Below are 17,966 nucleotides of genomic sequence, written 5' to 3'. Positions count from 1 at the left end.
TACATATTTTTAGATTATTACTATTTTATTAAATACGAATTCCCATTAATGTTACATCATCTACTTGTTCGTTTAAACCCTTCCATTTTTCAAAAATAAGATCAAGTTCACTTCCTTGGCTACTCATCGCAATATTATTCATATTAATCAATGTTTCTGCAAGATGTTTGTACTTAAATTTTTTTCCTTTTTCTCCTCCAAATTGATCTGCATATCCATCTGAAAATAAGTAAATACAATCCTTGTCTTGAAGTGGCAACGTGTGATTCGTAAATTTTTTAGTTTCAACAAAATTACTGATTGGTTGCTTGTTTGGAGTAAGTTCTATTATTTTCTTATCTCGAATTATCCATAAAGGATTGTTGGCACCAGCCCATTCTAAAATTCTTGTTTGCTTATTTAGAGCGCACAAAGAAATATCCATACCATCGCTTATTGTTGTAGCGCTTTTTTCAAAATAAATTTTTATGAGTTCCGTAAGTTTATCTAGTATTTCGGCAGGATTTTTAATTCCAAATTCAATTACGCTGCTCGACAACAAATTAGTTCCAATCATACTAACTAATGCGCCCGGAATACCATGTCCGGTGCAATCGGCAACAGCAAAATAAACGACATCAGCTGTATCAGCCAACCAATAAAAATCGCCACTTACAATAGATTTAGGTTTGTATAGTACAAAACTATCTGCAAATACCTTTCTTATGTCTTCAACTTTAGGAAGTGTAGCTATTTGTAGTTTTTGAGAGTAGTTGATAGAAGAAATAAGTTCGTTATTTATTTCTTCTATTTCCCTTTTTTGTAATTCTACTATTTTCTTATTTTTCTCTGCACGTGTTATTTGAAATTCAATAATACTATTCTTTCTGCGCGTGTTAATCAGAGAAACTACAATCACTAAAATTAAAACAAAAACAACCGAAGTTAGTATAGTGAAGTATTTAGTTTTTAATTGTTCGCTCTCTAGCTTGGCCTTGTTTTCTTTTTCAAGACGTTCCCTTTCAATAATAGCTTTTTGTTGTTCTTTGTCAAACTCGTACTCCATTGATTTTCGCATCATTTCTTGCGTTTTTTCGGAGTAAGATAAGCTGTCTTTTAATACAGAAGCTTTCTTGTAAGATGCTAAAGAAGCTTTGTGGTTATTAAGCTTTTCATATGCTACACTCAGTATCTCATATCCATTTTTTACATTTTCAGTATACGATTTTAATTCAGCAATTTCTATGCCTTCATTTATTAATTTTATCCCATCTGCCACTTTCCCATTTTTGATAAAAACATCTCCTAGATTAATATGTGTGGTAGAAATTAATTTTTTATCGCCAATAGATTCGGCAATTTCCATAGCCTTTGAGTAATAATAAAAAGCAGAATCTTCATTCGAAATATCTTTATAAACATTTCCAATATTGTTGTACGTTAAACCAATGCCTTTCTCGTCATTTATTTGAATCTTAATTGAGAGTGCCTCTTTTCTGTATTTCAATGATTCTAAGTACTCTTTCTTGTAATATAAGATTGATGCAATATGATTATAACAATCAGAAATACTTCTTTTGTTATCTATCTCATTGGCACTTTTCAAAGCTTTTTCAAAATAGTTTAGAGCTAACTCATAGTTTTTTTGCTTAGTTTGAATTAGTCCGATATTAAGCAAAAGACTAACAATAAGTTCACTCTCTTTTGTTTCTTCTGCTATGGATAGTGCTTGTAAATAACAGTCTAACGCTTTTGGAAAGCTGCCAACTGTATTATTTATAATTCCAATTCCCATCAGAGTTTTTGCTTGACCTACTTTGTCATTTACCCGTTTACTTATATCTAGTGCTTTATAATAGGCGTCTAACGATTTAAAAAATTGGTTTTGTTTTTCGTAAACAATTCCCATGTTTGTTAGTGCTATCGATTGTGCATTGTAATCTTTGTTTTTTTCAGCGATCGCAAACGATTTGTTATAATACTCCAACGCAATAGGGTACTGACTTTGTCTTTCGTAAATAATCCCAATTGAATTTAGTGTTTTAGTGGTGCCTCCAGAAGTAAATAAAATTTGAAATAATTTTAAAGCTTTGTTATATTCAGTTAATGAAGATGTATAGTTGTTTTGTTTAAAGCTAATTTTGCCAATTAGATAAAAAGCCTCTGCTTCAAGGCTATCTAAACCCAACTTAATAGCTCTTCTAAGTCCTTCGTTGGCAAAACTAGATGCTCCTTTTAGATTTCCATTTTTAAATAAAAAATTTGCGCTATCTAATAGTATGCTTATTTGGCATGTGTCGGAGGTGCATTTTTTTTCAAAAGAAGCTTTTGCGGCAGTATTAAGTGAAAACGCTACCAAGAGTAGTACTAAAAATAGTAGGGATTTATTTTTAATAGTTGCATTCATTTAATACACTACAAGTTTTTATTCATGCGTTTGTAATATACAATAAAAACCGCTAAAAGTATAAGCGATAATGATAACCCTGCTATACCAATTTCATCTTTAAAAATTAACTCAACGCATACTTTTAATAGTGTATTAGCTAAAAAAAGTTCGACTCCCCAACGTTTCATGTGCCAAATACCTACAAATGCAATAAATGTTAAAGCTGTTACTAATCCATATAAAGCAGGTATCCAACTTCCCATTCGTTTTATGGCAGGCGAGAATATAGACGGAAACATAAAAACTACCCATATATAGCCAATTATGCATGCAATAGAAATTAGTAATGGTCGTTTGGTAGTATGCATACTAAATTTGTTTGTTTTTATTTCTAGGATGGTACTTTAGAATCATATCCTTAAGATACGTTCTGTCAATATGCGTATAAATTTCGGTTGTTGTAATGGATTGATGTCCGAGCATTTCTTGTACTGCTCGTAAATCGGCACCATGGTTTATTAAATGGGTTGCAAAAGAGTGTCGAAAGGTATGTGGTCCAATATCCTTTTTTATTCCTGTTTGCAAAGCTAATCGCTTTATTATTGTAAATACCATTACTCTGGTTAAGGAGGTGCCTCGGTTATTTATAAAAACAAAGTTTTCAAATTTTTGTGCTACTTTTTGATGCACCCTGTTTTCTTCTAAGTAAATTTTTATGTGTTTAATAGCGGAGCTGCCAATAGGCACAATTCTTTCTTTATCGCCTTTGCCAATTACTCGAATGAACTCATCTTCTAAATGAAGATTAGAAATTTTTAGATTTACCAGTTCGGATACTCGCAACCCGCAACTGTAAAGAGTTTCCAGTATAGCTTTATTTCGATGTCCTTCTTTTGTGGATAAATCAATTGCATCAATCATTTTATTGATTTCATCTTCGCTCAACACATCAGGCAAGCGTCTAATAGTTTTAGGGCTTTCCATTAATTCGGTAGGGTCGGAAGTAAGTTCGCCCTCTAACAGCAAATACTTGTAAAATGCTTTAATTCCGGAAAGTGCTCTAGCTTGAGTAGTAGCTGCTTTTTTAAGTTCGTAAAAACTACCTAGATATTCCTGAAGATCTTGATAGAGTATAGTATTGGGCTGCTTGGTACATTCCGGTTTTGTGAAAAAAATTTGTAGTTTTCGAATGTCGTTTTCGTAAGCTTCAATAGTGTTATCTGAAAGTGATAATTCCAGTTTTAAGTAAGATACAAAACCATTTATAGCAGAGTTCCAATCCATTTAGTAAATTTGATTTACTTTAAAATGAAGTTATAAATTAAATTTCATTTTTAATTGTAAATAGAACATATGAACTTTATAATCATTAACGGTCCTAACCTTAATTTAGTTGGTGTTCGAGAGCCATCCATATACGGAGATAAATCTTTCGAGTTTTTTTTAGACGAGTTAAAACAAAAATATTCTGCCCATACAATTGATTATTTTCAAAGTAACATAGAAGGAGAGCTTGTTTCAAAACTTCAAGAAGTTGGCTTTACTTACGATGGAATTATCTTGAATGCGGGAGCATACACACATACTTCAATTGCATTGCGAGATGCTATAGCGTCTATAAAAACAAGTGTTGTGGAGGTTCATATGTCTAATACAGCATCTAGAGAATCGTTTAGGCATAATTCCTTTATTACGCCTGTTTGTAAAGGTTTGATTTTGGGTTTTGGACTTAATTCGTATTCCTTGGCAATAGAGAGTTTCTTAGTAAAATAAGTCCTGCTTTAATTCGGAAAATTTACGTACACCTCTAAAAAAGTATGCTTTAATCAAACTTTCTCTGTAAATAGCAGATGTGGAGTATGTTTTAATCTGTTTTTTAAGTTCGTTTCTCTTTCTTAATACACTTGAAAAATTAGCATAAAAACTCATGTGCGCTCTAAATACAGCCCAAAAGTGGTCGAATTCCAAAGAACCTAAAAATTTTATGGCTGCAATACCATCTAAAATAAACCGAAGAAAAAGTTTTATTCTAAAATATTCCGAGGAATGATTTTTGCACAATAGGTATAAATTGTTTCTAAAATTTAAATAAGTTTTATGGTGGTTAATTTTAGATAGAGTTCCACCTCCTAAATGATATACAGTGGAGTAGGGGCAATACATAATTTTCCAACCTAAATTTTTTATTCGCCAACATAAATCTATCTCTTCCATGTGCGCAAAAAAATCTTCATCTAAACCACCTACTTTTTTATAAATATCGGCACGAATAAATAAGCAGGCTCCTGTAGCCCACATAATCTCTTTTACATCATTGTATTGTCCCTCATCTTTTTCAAACGAATTAAATATTCGTCCCCTACAAAAAGGATAACCGTACTTATCTATAAATCCACCTGCTGCTCCGGCATATTCAAAATAATCTTTGTTGTTGTAAGATTTAATTTTAGGCTGGCAAGCAGCTATTTGATTGTCACTTTCCATTAAAGCAATTACGCTTTCTATCCAATTGGCAGTAACTTCTACATCTGAGTTAAGCAAAACATAATAATCCGCATCAATTTTACGTAAAGCATCGTTATAGCCTTTTGCAAATCCACCATTTACGGCATTCGAAATAATTTCAATTTGGGGGAAATTGGTTTTAAGAAAGGATATAGAATCATCTGTAGAGGCATTATCTGCAACATAAATAGTTGCATAACTGCAATTATTGGTAATTACAGAGGGCAGGAATTTTTCTAGCAATGCCTTGCCATTCCAATTTAATATAACTATCGCAACTTTCAATATACGTTTGTTGAGTTGCTAAAGTTAAACAAAAAATTATCTAGGATTTTTAAAAAGAACATCGGAATTGCCACCATAGTTATTGCTGCCATTCTGCGTATCTAAATTAAATGGCATATTATTTCGTTTTTTTAGTAGTACTTGCCAATTCTCGTTTCGCACCTCACCTCTAGTATCCGAGTGAATCAATTGGTAGTTGTTTGAGGCTAAATCAGGATTATAAAAAACAAATTTCTTATTTGTTTGGCCATTAATTCGGTAGTATTGCCATATTTCATAAGGATAAGTGTCCGATTCGCTATTCACAACCGAGCGTTGATTAGGTTCGCCATATTGTAAATATACCCTTCCTCTGTCTGTGTCATAACCTCTTCGTGTTTGGGTACCAAATTCATGGTTTACCTTTAAAACTTGTTTGTGGTAGGCAAACCATTCTTTTTCTGGTTCAGTGTGATTTCTTGTATCCCAAAAATTAAAGAAATATTGCTTTAGAATAGAAATATCGTACCCATCCAATTTTTTTTCTGCAATTGATTTCTCCGCACCTGTAGCAATAGGTTTAAGTGATTTAATGTAAGCAATTAACGTGTCTTTGCTATTGAGGTTTTCGAAATAAGAGCCTTTGGTAATCAATGTACTGGCAGCAATATCTTCTATTTTAGGAACAACATTAGGATTATGTCTTTGAAAAAACTGCTTTTTGGCAAGTATAATTTCGTTGTTTTTGTTTTTTACCTCTACTACAAGATTATAGTTACCAGATGGAAGTTTATCTATTTTAAATTCGGCTAATACTGGATTTACAACATTTGCAACTTGCTTACTAAATGAGGAGTAATCGGGAAGTATTCTCTGAGCTTCATACGATTCGATATAATAATAAACTAAAAATTTTTCATCTACCCCAAGTGCTTTTTGCGTATTGTATAATTCTGTGTAAAATTTAATAGTACTCATGTTGTCCGGAAAATAGTCGGAAACATATGGTATCATGTCTAGTCCGTTCTTAGTAAGTTCTCCTTGCTGTTCACTTTTTTTATATGATTCTAAAAATTGAATGCCTGATATAGAGACGGAATCCAAAGGAAAATAGATTTTAACAGGTATTTTATTTACATATACTTTTGAGTTGGGCTTATTATAATCTTTTCTTGAAATTTCTAATTCGTAAGCTCCAGGCTCCAATAAAAATCGCTGTTGGTCTAATATGATAGGTTTATTAGTGGTGTCATCCAGCTCACTACTGTTTAAAATATATTTTTTGGAGGCTTTAATCTGTTCATTTTGCAAAAACAGAATGCCAACTTCCATTTTGCCTTGAAATTTATTGTTGGTATTCTTTTTAAATAATAAACTTTTTCCAACAACAGACATATAGGTTTCTATGTATGGCCCTTTCGTTGGTGAGTTAAATGTGGCATAATTAAAGTAAACCTCCGGCTGGCCAATTAGTTTTAGCGATGCACAAAGTAATAAAAACATTATTTTTTTCATTTGAAGGTATCTATTGCTTGTTGTAGTTAAAAATAGCCATTATTCTTTAATTGCTTTTAAGAACTTCATAAACGGTTGATTATGGGAATGAATAGCCCTTTCTTTTACTTGATAAGTAGGGTTTGTTTGATATATTTGTAGTGCGTGTGTGGAATACTAACATATTTTAAACCATCTGGTTTAACTAAAGAGGATATTAATACTTCTTTAGTATCTCTTAAATCTATTAAGCACCGTGGTCCGGATGGAGAGGGGGTTGTTTTAATCAACTCTAAAACAGGTACATTTCAAATTTTGAAAACAGACGAAACACCTGCTGAGATAAATAGCAATACAACTTTAGATTCATATGTAGATAAATCAGCAGATTTGCTTTTTGGGCACAGGCGATTAAGTATTATTGATTTATCCGCCAATGGTCATCAACCCATGTTTGATTCGGAGTCGGGTAATTGGATTATTTTTAATGGAGAAGTGTATAATTATGTGGAGATTAAGCAAGAGTTAGAGGGCTTGGGTTATTCATTCAGAACAAAAACAGATACCGAAGTTGTTTTAAAAGCATATCACAAGTGGGGCAAAGATTGTTTATCGCGGTTTAATGGAATGTTTTCTATCGTTATTTATGATAAAAATACGCGTCAACTATTTATTGCGAATGATAGATTTTCTGTAAAACCATTGTATTATTATTCAACAACACAAGAACACATAATTTCTTCGGAAATAAAGCAAATAGTGCATTACCAAAATGTTGACTTAACATTATCTGGTTCTGTGATAAATAAATTTACAGATCTAGGCATATTGGATTACGATTACAAAACATTTTATACAAATATTTTTAGGTTTAAATGGGCTCACTACACCTTTGTTTCGTTAACAGAGCAACAGGTTATTTCAGCGGAAACACAAAAGTGTTACTACACTATTCAACCCAATCATTCAAATTACGGGAAGTCAGATGCTGAAATTTTCGAACAATTTAAATGGCTGCTTACGGATGCTATTCGACTACGTTTACGGTCTGATGTGCCGGTTGGATTTGCACTCTCCGGAGGTTTAGATTCTACAGCTGTTACTGCAATAGCAAAAAAGACATTGCTGCCTAATAACGAAAAATTTCATGCTTTTTCGGTAGTATTTCCTGGTTCATCGGAAGATGAATCTAGTTTTATTAAAATAGCAGCTGACGATTTAAAAATAAAGTACCACTCCGTAAATCCCTTAGAATTTTTTACGATAGATGATTTTATTTTACAAACACATTTTCAAGATAGCCCAATACAAACCTTTTCGTTTTATGCACAATATAGGTTGTATAAATTAGTACACGAACAAGGGATTAAAGTATTAATAAACGGCCAAGGAGCAGATGAGTATTTAGGAGGCTATCATCATCATTTTTATGCCTACTTAAAATTTTTAGTAAAGAAAGGTAAAGTTGGGAGCTATTTAAATGAAGCAAACTCCTATTCTGTAATGAAAGAAAAACCTGCTTCTTTTTATCATAAACTCGTTTATAATAGCATTAAATATGATATAAAGTTGGCCAGTAAGTCAAATAATAAGTTAAATAGAGTAGAGTTGGCAGAGAAAGCCGACAAAACATTAAATCATAAATTAATTAGAGATTTAACAGAGCATACTATTCCTGTGTATGTTAAATGTGATGACAGAGATGCAATGGCGTTTAGCGTAGAATCCAGGCATCCATTTTTAGATTACAGGTTGGTTGATTATTGTTTTACAATTCCGGATTCGATTAAAATTCGAGATGGCTGGCAAAAATGTATTTTGCGCGAATCGGTAAAAGAGTTGCCTTTGGAGATAAAGTACAGAAAAGACAAAAAAGGATTTCCTACTCCACAAAGTAAATTGATGCAAATGTTTCCGGATGAAATAGCTGATTTTAGTAAAATAAGTAATCAGCATGGTTATTTTTCATCGGATAAGTTTAGAGAATTTTCTTTAGGAGTTTGGTTGAATATGAATAAAAAATAGCATGCAGGTTTGTACTAAATGTATAATGGATAGTAACAACGACCCAAACTTGGTTTTAAACGAGTTGGGTGTTTGTAATCATTGTATTTCTTACGATGAAGCGTATAAGCTTTTACCGAATGACGACTTAAAATTGCGGTCTTTACATAGAATTGTGAAAGAGATTAAAGATTCTAACACAAATGAAAAATATGATGCTGTATTAGGGGTAAGTGGTGGGGTAGATAGTACCTATTTAGCATTCATTGCAAAGAAGCTTGGTTTGCGCTTATTGTTAGTTCATTGCGACAATGGTTGGAACTCGGAACTTTCTGTCAAAAATATTGAAGGTATTATTAAAAATACGGGATTTGATTTACATACCCATGTATTGGATTGGGAAGAATTTAGAGACATTCAATTGTCTTTCTTTAAAGCAGGTGTTGTTGATATCGAGCTTCCATATGATTATGCGTTAATTGTGTTGATGTATCAAATTGCAGAAAAGTACAAAATTAAGAATGTTTTAAGTGGGCATAATTTGGTAACGGAAGGTACCTATTTGCCGAAAAGTTGGGTGCACTCAAAAGTTGATATTATAAATATTAAAGCTATTCATAAACAGTTTGGGCGAGTACCCATGAAAACTTTTCCACACATGTCTGTACTAAAGTGGATATACGCTACACGAAATAGATCGAAATCATATAGACTGTTAGATTATGTAGATTACAACAAAGCAGAAGCTAAAGCTACTATTATAAAGGAATTTGGTTGGCGAGATTATGGAGGCAAGCATTACGAATCTATTTTTACGCGATTTTACCAAGGATATATTTTACCAGAAAAATTCAAAATTGATAAAAGGCAATACCATTTATCTACCTTAATTTGTTCAGGACAAATTACCCGAGAGGAAGCTCTAGCAGAATTTGCAAAACCCAAGTATGATGAAGCCCAGCTTAAAATGGATAAAGAATATGTGATTAAAAAACTAGGCTTTACAGAGCAATCCTTCGATGAATACATGAAAGCTCCTATTCACAAGCATTCCGACTACCCAAACATTCAACAATTTTGGGATCGCTATTTTAAAGTAATTAAAGTTTTCAAGCCATTTATTAAACCCATTAAGACTTTGCTGGGCAAATAATTTCTTTTTTTGTGTTACTTTTTTACCCCAATTGCATTATATTGTAGTATAACATTACTTCATGAAAAGATTCTATTTTTTCTTTTTTATACTTTTTAGCATTTCCGGTTTCTCTCAAGATCTTAAAATTTCCGGTACGGTGCTAGATACAGTAGAAAAAACACCTCTCCAAAATGCAGTTGCAATGACCATCAGGATTAAAGATTCTACGTTAGTTGCATTTGCCAGAACATCCAACGAAGGTGTTTTTTTAATGAATAAATTACCAATAGATACGTATCAAGTAATTATTTCGCACCCTAAATTTTCGGAACAATCGTATTTTATTGTAGGAAGCGAAAAAAACAAGGAATTTGATTTTGGTAAAATAATATTGTCTCCTAAAAACATGCAATTGAATGAAGTAGTAATATTTGCATTTAAAGATCCTGTGTATTATCGTGGCGATACGCTTGTATATACTGCAGATTCATTTAAAGTAAAGCCAAATGCTACCGTGGAAGATTTGCTCAAAAAGTTGCCGGGTATCTCGGTAGACAAAGAAGGCAAAATTAAAGCACAAGGAAAAGATGTAGATCAAGTGTTGGTAGATGGCGATGAGTTTTTTGGTGCCGACCCTACAATTGCAACCAAAAATTTAAATGCCACAGCTGTAGAATCGGTGCAGGTGTACGAAAAGAAAAATGAAAATCAAACAGGAGAAGATGATAAAGAAACGTTGAAAATACTTGATTTGAAGCTAAAGGAGGAAGCCAAGAAAGGTTATTTTGGAAAAGCATCAGCCGCATCCGATTTTTCTAAATTTTACGAAGGAGAGTTTTTGGCTAATAAATTTAAAAAGAAGCAAAAAATTTCGGTTTATAGTATGACAAACAATACACCCCGCTCCGGATTTGATTGGAACGATGCATACAAGTACGGCTTAAACGAAGAGATGGGGAGGTACGATGAAGAAGAAGGCATGTATTATGGCAGCCAAAACAGCACATCCGGAATTCCAAGAACCATAAAATCCGGCATTTACTATAACGATAAGTTTAATGACAAAACAACCATAAATTCTAATTACGCCTATAACAACGCTCAACTTACCGAAAACAATGAAACTAAAACACAAACGTTTTTAACAGATACTAATTTTACTACCCAAAATACAAGTGCTAACCAACGATTATCTCAATCGCACAGAATAAATTTTTCTATTAGTCAAAAGTTGGACTCGTTTACACGGATAGAAATTACGCCTAAAGCTACCTACGGTTCCAGTAAAAGCGAAAGTTACGAAACCAATCAATTTATTTCGGTAGAAAATATTCTTGGTCGTACAACAGCAATTAGTAATTCAAATAAAGGAGAAAATTATGATATAAATACAAGCATAGGTATTGCTAGAAAATTCAGGAAAGAAGACCGAAAAATAAATTTCGATTACACGTTTGGGTACTCTCAAGCAAAGTCCGAAGCGTTGCTAAAAACAATAGAAACAGTCTATTCAGGAACTACTTTGCCTACCGGAAATTTCGACCAAGTAAAAAACAGTGTAGCTCTTTCCAGATTGCACGAAGCTACTCTTGAGTACATTGAACCACTAACAAAAAAAGTAAAATTAGAGTTTACGTATGATTTTGGCTTCAATTTAAATACACAAGATAAAAAGACATTTGATGAGTTCAACGGAGAATATACGCTTCTAAACACGCAGTTTTCGAATGATTTTGAAAATGTGCGCTACACAAATAGATTTGGAACTAAGTTTGTGTATGATGTTAAGAAACAACGATTAGTTTTAGGTACACGCCTAAGAAATATTTCTGTGGCAAACGAAAATTTTATTACATCTCAAATCATACATCAATCGGTAAATAACGTTTTACCTTTTGTGCGTTACCGATACAAAATTAATGACAACACTTCTTTCGGATTTGAGTATACTACAAAGTCAAGAGTACCTACAATTAATCAGCTTCAACCAATTCCGGATAATAGCAATCCTAATAGAATTGTGTTAGGAAATCCGAATCTTTTACCCACGTTCGAACAGAAGTTCAGTGTAAGCTATCATACATTTAAAATGCTTACTGGAAGGTATTATTATGCTAGTTTAGATTTTAATACACTAAATAATAGTATTAATAATGCTACTTCATTCGACTCTTTAGGAAGAACAGTTACTACTCCTATAAACATTGATGGTAATTATTCAATTAATTTTTATGGGGGAGGACAATTTCCATTTTTTTCAAAAGTGTTATCAATTAATCCAGAGTTATATGGCTACTATTCAAAGCAAATTAATTACTTGAATAATGTTTTAAATACTACACTAACACAGAACTATAATACAAACATTGATATCGCATTAAATTTTGAGAAAGTTACGTTTGATGTTGGCGCTAATTATTCCTACAATATACCACAATCAGACGTGAGTACATTAAGCAACAAACCTTATTCAACTTATTCTTACGAAGGAGCTTTTTCTATTGATTTTCCTAAAAAAATAAAACTTTCATCAGATGCATCTTATACGTTCAATACACAACGTGCACAAGGTTTTAATGTAAATGTGTTATTGTTAAATGCATCTATCGGAAAAACATTTTTCAAGAATGAGAATTTTATTGTTTCGGTTAATGTGTATGACATATTAAATCAGAACATAAATGTATCCAGATATGTTTCGGGCAATGTTATTACAGATAGTAAAACAAACATTATTGCTCGTTATTTTTTAGTGAAGGCTATTTATAAGTTTAACAGTAGTAAAACAAAGGAGGAAGAGGATGAGTTTTAACATAAAAATGCTGCTATTGATTTTTGCTATAAGCTCTAGTAGCCTGTTTGCTCAATTGAGCAAAGGGAAAATTGTTTACGAACGAAAAACCAATTTATTAAAAAAGTACAAAGATGAAGAATGGAAAGAATGGTTAAAAGAGCAAGAACGAAAAATTAAAATTGATGTTTTTGAATTGTATTTTAACGATACTGCATCAGCCTTCAAACCTCAAGAATCGGAGCTTAGAGAGAAAATGGATTGGGCTACAGATAAAAACATAGTATATCAAAATTTTAAAAACAATACACGATTAACTATTAAAGATATTTGGGGCGAAAAAGCCTACATGAAAGATACTATTGCCAAACGTGTTTGGAAGATTACCGATGGTAAACGTAAAATTGCCGGGTACGAGTGTCGAAAAGCACTTTGGAAAGCCAATGATAGTACTACAATTTATGCATGGTACACCGACAATATTATTACTTCTACCGGTCCGGAAAGTTTTAATGGATTGCCAGGAGCAATATTAGGACTCGCAACAGAAGATGGTGGTGTTATTTACTTTGCAAAGTCAGTTGAAATAACAGCTCCTACTGAAGTAAACATTAATCCTCCTAAAACCAAAAGTAAAATTTATACTCCAAAAGAGTTACGAACCAAAATGGAAAAAGATTTAGGGAAAAACAAGTGGGGCAAAGAACTAATTAAGGCAACGTTTGATATTTGGTAGGAACTTTTTTCTAGATAAATTATTTTCTTTTACATAATTTTTTCAATTTCTATTCGTTTAAATATTGTTATATGTTGCTCTATTTATTACTCTGCTTATTGGTTGGTTCCAATAATACCTTAACTGATAAAGAAATTAGCTTGGCTACATCAATTAATGAGTATCGTATTTCTAAAGGATTGCAACCGTTAAAAATTTCAAAATCGCTTACTTCGGTAGCTAGAATACATGCAGCAGATTTGCAATTAAATGGTAGTAAAATAAAGAAAAACTGTAACCTACACAGTTGGTCGAAAAGTAGTAAATGGAAACAGGTTGACTATTACGAAGACCATCGAAATGCGCAAGGAATGTGGGATAAGCCTGCTGAGCTTACAAATTACAAATCGAATGGATATGAAATTGCGTATTTTAATTCAGATAGCACTTTTACTATAAAACACGTTTTAGATACCTGGAAAAACAGCCCTGGTCACAACTCTGTGCTAATAAATAGTGGACCATGGAAGAACTTTTCGTTTGATTGTATGGGTATTGTATGTAGTGCAAATTATGCATTGGTGTGGTTTGGAACAGAAATCGATTTGGATGGTTATATAGAAATTAAGAATTAAGAATGAGAGAGCTATCCACTTTAAATTATAAAAAATGCGTATATCAAATAGACTTACTGCTTCAAAAACATATTTAGCAACTAGTTTGTGCTTAGCTATTTTACTAAATACAGCTTGTTCTCAAACAAAACCGACTAATGAACCAACAACTATGCAAACTGATTTGAAAATAGAAAAAATTGTAAAGACAGACGAGGAGTGGAAAAAAATATTAACACCAGAGCAATTTCAAGTAACTCGTAAAGGTGGAACAGAATGCTCTTTTACCGGCACTTATTGGAACAATCATGAAACGGGAATATATTACTGTGTTTGTTGCAATTTAGGTTTGTTTGCATCCGATTCTAAGTTTGAATCGGGTACCGGATGGCCAAGTTTTTTTCAGCCAATTAGTAAAAACTATATAATTGAAAACCGAGATACATCTTACGGAATGGTAAGAACTGAAGTGTTATGCGCCCGCTGTGATGCACATTTAGGACACGTTTTTGATGATGGTCCAAAGCCAACTAATCTTCGGTTTTGTATAAACTCCGCTGCACTTCGTTTCGAGAAGAATAAGTAAAGACTACGGTTTGGGCTTTAAGTAATTCGTAATCATCGTTTCTGCCTGCTCTGCATTTATTTTTTTTGCGATGATTTCTTTTTTATCATTTAGTATGTATATCTGCGGAGTACTTGTTATATCATAGGTAGCTTTAAAGTTGGTTTGATGGTATGGATCCCAAACATTTATCCAATTTAACTTATGCTCTCGAATAAATTTTTTCCATTTTTCGGCATCGTATTCTGTACTAACAGAGTAAACTTCAACACCTTTATCCTTTACTTTATTATAAAATTCGGCTAGCTTAGGAACCTCCTTTTGACAGTGTCCACAATCATAATCCCAAAAAATTAATACGGTGTATTTAGCTTTTACATCCGATAGATTTATCAATTTCATGTTAGTATCTGCCAAAATAAGATTTGGGGTTCTTTTACCTATTAATAATGGTTTTAATGTAATGGCTCTTGTTACCATTTTTGCTCTAGAAGTAGAGTCAACCCAATAAGCTAATCCAGGTTGGTAAACCTTTTCTACCATGTGCACAAAAACTGCGTCCATTCCCATTATTTTGGAAATTTCGTAGGTATATGTAATGTAGTGGGCAGTATATTTGAATAACTCTTTGGAGTTTTTGGTTTTCTCTAATAAAAAATCAGCTTCTTTATTTATTGAATCCGGATGCTGAAGCACCATAGTTTCAAAATATTGCTTTAGTTTGCCATGATAAACAGGACTTCTAACAAGTCTGTCGTCCGTAAAATCTATATTGTCGAAAAAGTGGGCTTTGTAATAACGATATGCAAAAGTAGAATCTTTTCTTCCGTTAGACAAAATAGGTGTTTCCGGAATTTTAGGATCTGTCATTGCTTTTAACAATTTACCGGCAAAAGTATTTGGATTTTTTTCGTTAAAATTCTTTTTGTAATCAGAAACCTGTTTGTCAATTTCATTTATTTGGGCTTGAAGTGCTGTTGCAGAATCTTTATTGGCTTTGTGCTTATCTAATTCCTTTTTTAGAGGTTCAACTTCTTTTTGCTTTTGATTAATAAAATTCAAGTAATCATAAAATAGCATGTTTTCATTCGAGCCCTTTATTACCATCTTTCCCACTAAATCTGCCGTATCTGTTTCTATTGTAAAATTTTGAGTTTCGTCCATTATAAACTCAAAATATTTCTTATTAGGAACAACAACTAAATAGATTCCACCATCGTATTTGCCATCCTTTTTAGTAATACTCATTTTGCCCGATGCATCTACTTTTAAGGTATCTTGTATGTATTGCTTGTCGCCAAAATGATTGGCTAATAAACAAAAAGTGTCTTTTACTCCTTTTATTTTAATCTTAATATTGGTACCTGGTGCAGCAGCAAAGCTTAATTGAGTTAGAGCAACAAGTATAAATAGAGATATTGTCTTTTTGTATGAGTAAAACATAGTTGAAAATTTTATAGTTAAAAGTAACATTTTTAGGCTGTACAATCAATATAGCCGAATCATGCTAATTGAGCATTAACAAAATTTAACAATGAATTTTATTACTCGTTTTTAGGAAGATTAGTATTGTTTAGGTTCTCAAATACAATAGTAACTACCCACTGCACAATTCCAAATAAAAATGCCCATCCAAATCCATCTATTTCAAATCCATCCACAATTCTGTCGGCAATTAGTATTACAAATGCATTTATAAAAAGTAAAAATATGCCAAACGAAAAAATTGTAACTGGTATAGTTAAAAGTATCATAAATGGCTTAACAACCGAGTTTAAGAAAGCCAAAACCGCAGCAACAATTATTGCAGTAAGAATAGTGTCAACATGAACTCCGGGTAATAGCAAGGATGTTACAAATATGGCTAATGTAGAAATTGTAAGTTGAAAAATAAATCGCATAAAATACTTTTTAAACAGATATTTGCGTTAGTATCATATAATTAAGGTCGATAAAAACACCTTATTGCCTAAAGTTAATTACTTTTGAAATAGCATTGCAAGTAATGACTAAAAAACTATTAATATCCATATTTGTTTTCACTACTATTTTTCTTTCTAAGCCTTTAGCTGCTCAATTTGGCAAGGCGGAGTTTGATAATAGTCGCGGACGCTTTGGTGTTGGAGGAGGAGGAGCATTGGCGTTCAAAACTTTGGGAGGGATAAATGGACGTGCATATTTGCAATTTTCTCCGTATTGGAAAATTGTTTTTAGCGGTACTAATCTATTTAAGTTTGATAGTACCAGTCAGAAAACCGTTAACGAATTGTATTTGGATTTAAGTGTGTTGCACGCTTTAATGGAATATGGAGAAACGGATGTGTTATATATATTTGAAGGTTTCTCAGCTAGTCAATGGAACAGACCTAAAAATCCGAAAGGCGATTTTAGGCGTTACGATTATATAAACAATTCCAAAAACGATACCTTAATTTTTTTGGGAGGATTGCATGTTGGCATTGGATTTGAAAAAGCTATTGGTCCAATTGCCTTTTTTACGGAGCTTAAAATTACTTTCGGAGCTCCCAATTGGATGATGGCAACTATTGGGTTGAAAACTAATTTTGGTAGAATATTTAAAGACCCTAATAAACGATACGACCTTAATACAGTAGATGAGTTTGCTGAATAAAAAGGATTTACTTAATTTGACAATAACAATACGATTATGATATATAAAAGAATAAATATTGCATTTTTTGTTGCTGCTACTGTATTTTTAATTTCTTGTACCGGCAATAAAAAGGTAGATGAGAGTACCGCTTTAGTTTCTGATTCATTGCTCTCTGTTGGGAATGATTCCACAAAAAATTTATCTCAAAAATCGATGGATGAAATTATAACATCTATTCCTTCTCCCGTTGAAATAACATCTTTGATTAAACAATCAGGTAGTGATTACAATAATTTATTACTTAACCCATCAAGTAACGCTAGCTTATACAACACAAATGGCAAAAAAGCGTTGGCTATTGGGTTATATGGTGCCGATTTAGGATATATTAATATTTACGAAAAAACCTACTCGGCTTTAGACTATCTAAATGTAGTGAGAGATTTAGCAGATGAAATAAAAGTAGGGCAGTTTTTCGATTTTAACACATTAAAAAGATTGGCTCAAAGCAAAAAAAATACTGATTCATTATTACTTATTTCAACGAATTGCTTTAACAATATGGATTCCTATTTGCGCGAACAAAAACGGTCAAACATGAGTGTTTTAATGGCTTGTGGCGCATGGCTGGAAGGTACATATTTAATTACTCAAGTAGCTGGAGAGAGGGTGGATGAAAACTTAAATCAAAGAATTGGAGAGCAGAAAGCTATACTGTATGACTTATTAATTGTGCTTGATGCCTGTAAAGAAGACCCTGCCTGCATAAGTGTGAAGAATGATTTTGAGAAAATTAAAAAAGAATTTACAGGAGTAGCAATTAGCTATGAGTTTAAAGAACCTGAAACAAAAGAAGTAAATGGAGAGTTAGTTGTAGTAGATAACAGCAAAACAAAC

At 32.5% G+C, this 17,966-nt stretch carries 16 protein-coding genes; 9 read left to right on the top strand and 7 right to left on the bottom strand.

All coding sequences use genetic code 11. From position 1 onward, the window contains the following. Window positions 1-28 precede the first annotated feature (28 nt). From J0M08_08480 to xerD, 3 genes are read right to left on the bottom strand one after another with little or no spacing between them, the layout of a single operon-like run. Window positions 29-2,386: a tetratricopeptide repeat protein gene (locus J0M08_08480; GenBank protein MBN8703087.1), complete on the bottom strand. Its 2,358-nt coding sequence runs from the start codon at window positions 2,384-2,386 to the stop codon at window positions 29-31. Between the two features lie 8 nt (window positions 2,387-2,394). After that, window positions 2,395-2,736, bottom strand: a complete 342-nt coding sequence (locus J0M08_08475) for a hypothetical protein (protein MBN8703086.1) — start codon at window positions 2,734-2,736, stop codon at window positions 2,395-2,397. Between the two features lies 1 nt (window position 2,737). Beyond that, complete coding sequence (gene xerD, locus J0M08_08470; protein MBN8703085.1) at window positions 2,738-3,652, bottom strand: site-specific tyrosine recombinase XerD; 915 nt, start codon at window positions 3,650-3,652, stop codon at window positions 2,738-2,740. Between the two features lie 69 nt (window positions 3,653-3,721). Between xerD and J0M08_08465 the strand changes: the two genes are divergently transcribed. Continuing rightward, window positions 3,722-4,141 (top strand): 3-dehydroquinate dehydratase, encoded by a 420-nt coding sequence (locus J0M08_08465; protein MBN8703084.1) that lies wholly within the window; start codon window positions 3,722-3,724, stop codon window positions 4,139-4,141. On the opposite strand, the gene J0M08_08460 is transcribed toward J0M08_08465, so the two are convergent. Next, on the bottom strand, window positions 4,130-5,158 hold the full coding sequence (locus J0M08_08460) for a glycosyltransferase family 2 protein (protein ID MBN8703083.1): 1,029 nt from the start codon (window positions 5,156-5,158) through the stop codon (window positions 4,130-4,132). The two genes, J0M08_08465 and J0M08_08460, sit on opposite strands and share 12 nt — an antisense overlap. 36 nt (window positions 5,159-5,194) lie before the next feature. Beyond that, entirely contained in the window at window positions 5,195-6,652 is a 1,458-nt protein-coding gene (locus J0M08_08455) for a GWxTD domain-containing protein (GenBank protein ID MBN8703082.1), read from the bottom strand. A gap of 144 nt (window positions 6,653-6,796) precedes the next feature. Between J0M08_08455 and asnB the strand changes: the two genes are divergently transcribed. The 6 genes from asnB to msrB all read left to right on the top strand — a co-directional run bounded on the left by asnB (window position 6,797) and on the right by msrB (window position 14,476). Continuing rightward, a complete protein-coding gene (gene asnB / locus J0M08_08450) occupies window positions 6,797-8,656 on the top strand; it encodes an asparagine synthase (glutamine-hydrolyzing) (GenBank protein ID MBN8703081.1) in 1,860 nt (619 codons plus the stop codon). A 25-nt stretch (window positions 8,657-8,681) separates the two neighbouring features. Continuing rightward, window positions 8,682-9,788: an N-acetyl sugar amidotransferase gene (locus J0M08_08445; protein MBN8703080.1), complete on the top strand. Its 1,107-nt coding sequence runs from the start codon at window positions 8,682-8,684 to the stop codon at window positions 9,786-9,788. A gap of 61 nt (window positions 9,789-9,849) precedes the next feature. Beyond that, window positions 9,850-12,582, top strand: coding sequence for an outer membrane beta-barrel protein (locus tag J0M08_08440; protein MBN8703079.1), 2,733 nt, complete (start codon window positions 9,850-9,852; stop codon window positions 12,580-12,582). Continuing rightward, window positions 12,572-13,297, top strand: coding sequence for a GLPGLI family protein (locus tag J0M08_08435; protein MBN8703078.1), 726 nt, complete (start codon window positions 12,572-12,574; stop codon window positions 13,295-13,297). The genes J0M08_08440 and J0M08_08435 overlap by 11 nt, the downstream gene beginning before the upstream one ends. A gap of 71 nt (window positions 13,298-13,368) precedes the next feature. Further along, on the top strand, window positions 13,369-13,911 hold the full coding sequence (locus J0M08_08430) for a CAP domain-containing protein (GenBank protein MBN8703077.1): 543 nt from the start codon (window positions 13,369-13,371) through the stop codon (window positions 13,909-13,911). Between the two features lie 151 nt (window positions 13,912-14,062). Next, entirely contained in the window at window positions 14,063-14,476 is a 414-nt protein-coding gene (gene msrB / locus J0M08_08425; GenBank protein MBN8703076.1) for a peptide-methionine (R)-S-oxide reductase MsrB, read from the top strand. Between the two features lie 3 nt (window positions 14,477-14,479). Here the strand turns inward: msrB and J0M08_08420 are convergent, their stop codons facing one another. Together J0M08_08420 and J0M08_08415 are read right to left on the bottom strand one after the other, a co-directional pair. After that, a complete protein-coding gene (locus J0M08_08420) occupies window positions 14,480-15,898 on the bottom strand; it encodes a redoxin domain-containing protein (GenBank protein MBN8703075.1) in 1,419 nt (472 codons plus the stop codon). 101 nt (window positions 15,899-15,999) lie between these two features. Next, a complete protein-coding gene (locus J0M08_08415; protein MBN8703074.1) occupies window positions 16,000-16,356 on the bottom strand; it encodes a phage holin family protein in 357 nt (118 codons plus the stop codon). 104 nt (window positions 16,357-16,460) lie between these two features. Here J0M08_08415 and J0M08_08410 point away from each other — a divergent pair, with 104 nt between their 5' ends. Then, window positions 16,461-17,087, top strand: a complete 627-nt coding sequence (locus J0M08_08410) for a hypothetical protein (protein ID MBN8703073.1) — start codon at window positions 16,461-16,463, stop codon at window positions 17,085-17,087. A gap of 36 nt (window positions 17,088-17,123) precedes the next feature. Further along, window positions 17,124-17,966 (top strand): hypothetical protein (locus tag J0M08_08405; protein MBN8703072.1); only part of this gene is annotated, 843 nt, incomplete at its 3' end.

The sequence above is a fragment of the Bacteroidota bacterium genome (assembly GCA_017303975.1).
Taxonomy (GTDB): domain Bacteria; phylum Bacteroidota; class Bacteroidia; order JAFLBG01; family JAFLBG01; genus JAFLBG01.
The sequence above is the reverse complement of the archived record's forward strand: the minus strand, read 5'-3'. Positions and strand labels throughout refer to the sequence as shown.

Excerpts from the sequence above, each read along its gene's own strand:
- J0M08_08480 (MBN8703087.1), bottom strand. The coding sequence starts at position 2,386 with ATGAATGCAACTATTAAAAATAAATCCCTACTATTTTTAGTACTACTC.
- J0M08_08475 (MBN8703086.1), bottom strand. The coding sequence starts at position 2,736 with ATGCATACTACCAAACGACCATTACTAATTTCTATTGCATGCATAATT.
- J0M08_08415 (MBN8703074.1), bottom strand. The coding sequence starts at position 16,356 with ATGCGATTTATTTTTCAACTTACAATTTCTACATTAGCCATATTTGTA.
- J0M08_08445 (MBN8703080.1), top strand. The coding sequence starts at position 8,682 with ATGGATAGTAACAACGACCCAAACTTGGTTTTAAACGAGTTGGGTGTT.
- J0M08_08435 (MBN8703078.1), top strand. The coding sequence starts at position 12,572 with ATGAGTTTTAACATAAAAATGCTGCTATTGATTTTTGCTATAAGCTCT.
- J0M08_08455 (MBN8703082.1), bottom strand. The coding sequence starts at position 6,652 with ATGAAAAAAATAATGTTTTTATTACTTTGTGCATCGCTAAAACTAATT.
- msrB (MBN8703076.1), top strand. The coding sequence starts at position 14,063 with ATGCAAACTGATTTGAAAATAGAAAAAATTGTAAAGACAGACGAGGAG.
- J0M08_08430 (MBN8703077.1), top strand. The coding sequence starts at position 13,369 with ATGTTGCTCTATTTATTACTCTGCTTATTGGTTGGTTCCAATAATACC.
- J0M08_08465 (MBN8703084.1), top strand. The coding sequence starts at position 3,722 with ATGAACTTTATAATCATTAACGGTCCTAACCTTAATTTAGTTGGTGTT.
- xerD (MBN8703085.1), bottom strand. The coding sequence starts at position 3,652 with ATGGATTGGAACTCTGCTATAAATGGTTTTGTATCTTACTTAAAACTG.
- J0M08_08410 (MBN8703073.1), top strand. The coding sequence starts at position 16,461 with ATGACTAAAAAACTATTAATATCCATATTTGTTTTCACTACTATTTTT.
- J0M08_08420 (MBN8703075.1), bottom strand. The coding sequence starts at position 15,898 with ATGTTTTACTCATACAAAAAGACAATATCTCTATTTATACTTGTTGCT.
- J0M08_08440 (MBN8703079.1), top strand. The coding sequence starts at position 9,850 with ATGAAAAGATTCTATTTTTTCTTTTTTATACTTTTTAGCATTTCCGGT.